The organism is Stenotrophomonas sp. P5_A8 (genome assembly GCF_056400545.1).
In genome coordinates, this window is sequence record NZ_JBFULB010000302.1 from 1 (window position 1) to 4,670 (window position 4,670).

Below are 4,670 nucleotides of genomic sequence, written 5' to 3' on the forward strand. Positions count from 1 at the left end.
CGTGCGCGCCGCGCCGGTTCCGGGTCAGGCGCGGGGGCCGGCGGCGGTGGCGGGGCGGCCTGTACCGCTTCCAGGTCGGCGCGTTCGTACTGCGCGCGGAACTTGGCCAGCAGCGGCAGGCCCAGCTGCTGCGAGAGTTTTTCGGTTTCGGTGGTGCCGTACGCCAGCGCGACCGGCAGCACACCGGCGCCGCGCAGCCCGTCCAGCAGGGCCTGGGCCGTGGCCACATCGGGAATCTGGGTGAGCCCGCCAAAATCCAGGATCACCGCGGCACGCCCGAACAGCTTGGGCGCACGTGCCACGCGGTCGTGCATTTCACGGGTGAGGCGTTCCACATCCAGGGTGCGGATGCGCAGGTTGGCGATGCCGRCCTGGCCGATCTTCAGTTCACCGGCCTGTTCAAAATCCATGTTCGCCGCCACCTCAGGTCCCCGTCGGTCGATGCGCGCGCAGCGGCTCGCGACGATGGCCCACCCAGGGCACGTCCGGCAGCTGGTCGCCGTAGGTGTCGTGCACCCACTGGTAACTGCACAGGTCCTTGAGCAGCATGCTGGCACGCACGTCCACGTGCTCCATGGTGTTCTGTCCGACCTCGCGGAAGCCGAAGCTGCCATGGAACAGCAGCGCCGCATCGGCGCCATGGTCCAGGAACACCTCGCAGGTCAACTGCGGGTAGCGCAGCTCGGCGTAGCTCTGCGCGTCGGCATAGAACGCACGGCCGACACCGCCGCCGCGACGGCGACTGGCGACCACGATGCGGTCGATATAGAAGAATTTGCTGTCCAGCTGCTGCTGGAACCAGGCGAAGTTGCTGCTGTCGTGCTGGCTGTCGCTGCCGAAGCCGATCAGGAAGCCGGCCAGGTTGCCGTCGCGCTCGGCGACGCGGAAATATTCAGCGGTTTCGTAGAACAGGCGCAGGCGGGCGGCATCCAGCGGCAGGATGGCCAGGCCGGCGTTGTTGTTCAGGGCCAGGACGGAATCGAGCTCGTGCTCGCGCACGTCGCGGATGACAATCGACATTGTGACTCCGTGGGGTAACGCGGTTGGCCCATCAAGGGGCCCTCGTCGGATTATTGCACGGGTGACCGGCCCCGGCGAATCGGGGGCCATGACTTATGTGGGAGTGCAGGGGCGCAGGTTCAGCCTAAGATGCGTCCATGCTGGGATACCTGAGCCAAACCCGAGTACTGCGACTGGCCGGCCTGTTCACCTGGGTCATGGTCGGCCTGCCGGTGGTCTATTCCCAGTACGAATCGCTGCTGCGCCACCGCGGCGATGGCCTGGACAGCTGGGCGTTGTGGCTGTTCACCGCTTACCTGGCCTTCGGTGCGTGCTACTTCTGGCTGACCCGCGGCCTGCGCGATGGCGGCGGGCATTCGGCCTGGTACGACCGGGTGGTGCTGCTGCTGCTCACCACCTCGGCGCTGGGGGTGAGCTACCTGAGCGGGTCGGGCCTGGGCAGCATCCTGATGATGGTCGCCGCCGGGGTGATTCCGTGGATGCTGCAGGTGCGCGGCGGGGTGCTCTGGCTGTTGCTGAGCCAGCTGGCGGTGCTGCCGGTGTACTACCTGATCCTGCGCATGCCGCTGTTCGAAGCGCTGATGCAGTCGCTGCTGTACGGCGGCTTCTCCATGTTCATCTTCGTGACCAGCCTGGTGGCGCGGCAGCAGACCGATGCGCGTGAAGAGCAGCGCAGGCTCAACACCGAGCTGCGCGCTACCCGCGTGCTGCTGGCCGAAAGCGCCCGGGTCAACGAGCGCACCCGCATCTCCCGCGAGCTGCACGACCTGCTGGGTCACCACCTCACCGCGCTCAGCCTGAACCTGGAAGTGGCCGGCCACCTCACCGACGGCCAGGCCCAGGAACACGTGCACCAGGCCCACACCCTGGCCAAGCTGCTGCTCACCGACGTGCGCGAGGCGGTCAGCCAGATCCGCGACAGTGGCGCCATCGACCTGGCCGCCGCGTTGCGCCCGCTCACCGAGCAGGTGCCCTCGCTGGACATCCACCTGGATATCGCCGAGCCCCTGAACGTGGAAGACCCCGAGCGCGCCCATGTGCTGCTGCGCTGCACCCAGGAAATCATCACCAATGCCGTGCGCCACGCCAATGCACGCAACCTGTGGATCCAGGTCCGGCGCGAAAGTGAAGGCCAGGTGGTCATCCAGGCGCATGATGACGGCGTGGGCGCCGATGGCATCGTGGTCGGCAACGGCCTGCGCGGCATGCGCGAACGTCTGTACCAGTGCGGCGGTGAGCTGCAGATTGAAACCCGCCGGGGTCAGGGCTTCCGCCTGCGCGCCTCGGTTCCCGGTGCGCCCGTGCTGCTGCTGGCCACCGTTCCTTGAGGAGTGCGTTGATGATTCGCGTCTGTCTGGTCGACGACCAAACCCTGGTGCGGCAGGGAATCCGCTCGCTGCTGGCGCTGGACGCCGGCATCGAAGTGGTGGCCGAAGCCGCCGACGGCCGCCAGGCGGTCGAAGTGGTGCCGCAGGTGCGCCCGGACGTGGTCCTGATGGACATGCGCATGCCGGTGATGTCCGGGTTGGAAGCGCTGCAGATGCTGTCCAAGCTGGGTCAGCTGCCGCCGACCATCATCCTGACCACCTTCGACGATGACCAGCTGGTGCTGGCCGGGCTCAAGGCCGGTGCCAAGGGCTACCTGCTCAAGGACGTGACCCTGGACCAGCTGGTCGGCGCGATCCGGACCGTGGCCGACGGCGGTTCGCTGGTGCAGCCGGCGGTTACCCAGCGCCTGCTGTCCGGGCTGGAGCACATGCGCAACGAGTTCGTCAGCCTGGACCGGCCCGACCCGCTGACCGACCGCGAGACCGAGATCCTGCGCCTAATGGCCAGCGGCTTCTCCAACAAGGAGATCGCCAACTCGCTGGGCGTGGCCGAGGGCACGATCAAGAACCACGTGTCCAACATCCTGTCCAAGCTGGGCGTGCGCGACCGGACCCGCGCGGTCCTGAAGGCTTTCGAGCTTCAGCTGGTCTGAGACGGGGCGCAGGCCGCTGTCGCAACCTGCGTCGCAGCCCTTGTGCGACAAGGGTTGCGGCAGGGTCAGGGAGGCCATCGGCCGAATCCGGCAAAGAAATATTGCGCATCCGCTACGTGCTGACGCGTGTGATGCGTTATCTTTCCGCTCCTTGTCTATGCAAAACCGCTGCCGGCATGGATACCGGTGCGCCAATCCTGATCTACATACCCGCGAAGCCTGCTAGGATTGGCGCTTCGCTTCAATCAACCCGGCCGTGGGATCGGCCCCGGAGACTCCTGAATGACCCGTATTATCGAGTTCCTGATCGCCTTGGGGATCGTGGCTGGCCTGTTCGTCATCATTGGCGTATGTCTGCCGGGCGAGCGCCATATTTCCGAAAGCATCGAGACCAACCGCAAGATGACGATCGTGTACGACACGGTCAACAGCCTGCGCCGCTTCAAGGACTGGAACCCGCTCTTGCTGCGCGATCCCGCCGTTGAACTGAAGCTGTCCGGCCCCGCTGCCGGCGTTGGTGCCCGCCTGGACTACGTCTCCAAGGATAATTCCCTGGGCGAAGGTAGCTGGGAGATCACCGGTTCTGAGAAGAACAAGCTGGTGTCGATCAACATCGAGGATGCCACCAAGGGCCACGACAAGAAGACCAGCTTCACCCTCGAGCCGACCGGCAAGGGTGGCCGCAACGTCAAGATCACCCAGGACTACAGCGTCAAGTACGGCTTCAACCTGATGGGCCGTTACGCGGGCCTGTACGTCAGCCGTCACATCGGTGACGACCTGAAGCTGGGTCTGTCGCGCAYGGCCAACATGCTGGCCACCGTGCCGAACATCGACTACCGCACCGCCGAAGCCCCGCTGACCGATCTGGCCATCGTGGACGTGCCGGTCGAGGACCTGCTGGTCGTCACCGCCGGTAACGTGGATCGCGGCCAGGAGACGATCACCAAGTCCATCAAGGACAACCAGGAGTGGATCAAGCGCGTGATGGAGGCCAACAACCTCGAAGCCGCCGGTCCGTTCCGCATCATCACCACCGATTTCGGTGCTGAGAAGTACGCCTTCGACGTGGCCCAGCCGGTCAAGAAGAAGGGTGCTGACGGTGCGTCCGCTGAAGCCCTGACCGTCAAGATCGACGGTGGTGCGCCGGTCAAGTACGTGCACGTTGCGCCGCATCGTTCGGCCCACGCGGCCTACACCGGCCATATGGCCGGCCTGGATATCGCCCGCAACGCCCTGCGTGCGTGGTCGGTGACCAACGGCAACGAAGTGATCGATCGTCCGTACGAGTCCTGGAAGGACGGCGTGGACAAGTCGTTCACGCCGGAAGGCACGTACGACATCTACTGGGCCGTCAAGTAAACCGACGGTTGCCGTGATGTAACGCACGACGAAAAACGCGCCGCTCCCTGCGGCGCGTTTTTTTTTGCTCCCCACCCGGAGCGCCTTGGAAGGATGYACGCATRCTCAACCTGGAACGACGCGCACGCAAACCCTCGCTGCTGGCCTGCCTCGGCGGCCTGTTGGCGGCCACGGCAGTGGGCCTGTCGGCCTACGCCTCGCACGGCATCGCCGATCCGCTGGCGCAGTCGCACGTCACTACCGCCGCGCTGTATGCCTTCGGCCACGGACTGGCGCTGGCGGTCCTCGGCCCCACCCAGCAGAACAG

At 65.8% G+C, this 4,670-nt stretch carries 4 protein-coding genes and 2 pseudogenes; 4 read left to right on the forward strand and 2 right to left on the reverse strand.

Annotation, left to right across the window (positions count from 1 at the left end; genetic code table 11):
* Positions 1-410 (reverse strand): annotated as a pseudogene (minC, locus tag AC1DQP_RS16765) (septum site-determining protein MinC); the annotation flags it as partial.
* A gap of 13 nt (positions 411-423) precedes the next feature.
* Positions 424-1,020: a GNAT family N-acetyltransferase gene (locus tag AC1DQP_RS16770; protein ID WP_312238333.1), complete on the reverse strand. Its 597-nt coding sequence runs from the start codon at positions 1,018-1,020 to the stop codon at positions 424-426.
* 137 nt (positions 1,021-1,157) lie between these two features.
* Here AC1DQP_RS16770 and AC1DQP_RS16775 point away from each other — a divergent pair, with 137 nt between their 5' ends.
* The 4 genes and pseudogenes from AC1DQP_RS16775 to AC1DQP_RS16790 all read left to right on the forward strand — a co-directional run.
* Entirely contained in the window at positions 1,158-2,348 is a 1,191-nt protein-coding gene (locus AC1DQP_RS16775; RefSeq protein ID WP_457318635.1) for a sensor histidine kinase, read from the forward strand.
* Positions 2,349-2,359: 11 nt separating this feature from the next.
* Positions 2,360-3,001 carry a response regulator gene (locus tag AC1DQP_RS16780; RefSeq protein ID WP_256776353.1) on the forward strand — a complete coding sequence of 214 codons (642 nt, stop codon included), beginning with the start codon at positions 2,360-2,362 and terminating at the stop codon, positions 2,999-3,001.
* A gap of 282 nt (positions 3,002-3,283) precedes the next feature.
* The gene (locus AC1DQP_RS16785) at positions 3,284-4,363 is read left to right on the forward strand and encodes a polyketide cyclase (RefSeq protein ID WP_478052045.1); all 1,080 of its coding nucleotides are present in this window, start codon (positions 3,284-3,286) and stop codon (positions 4,361-4,363) included.
* Between the two features lie 101 nt (positions 4,364-4,464).
* Positions 4,465-4,670: pseudogene (locus AC1DQP_RS16790) on the forward strand (DUF423 domain-containing protein); the annotation flags it as partial.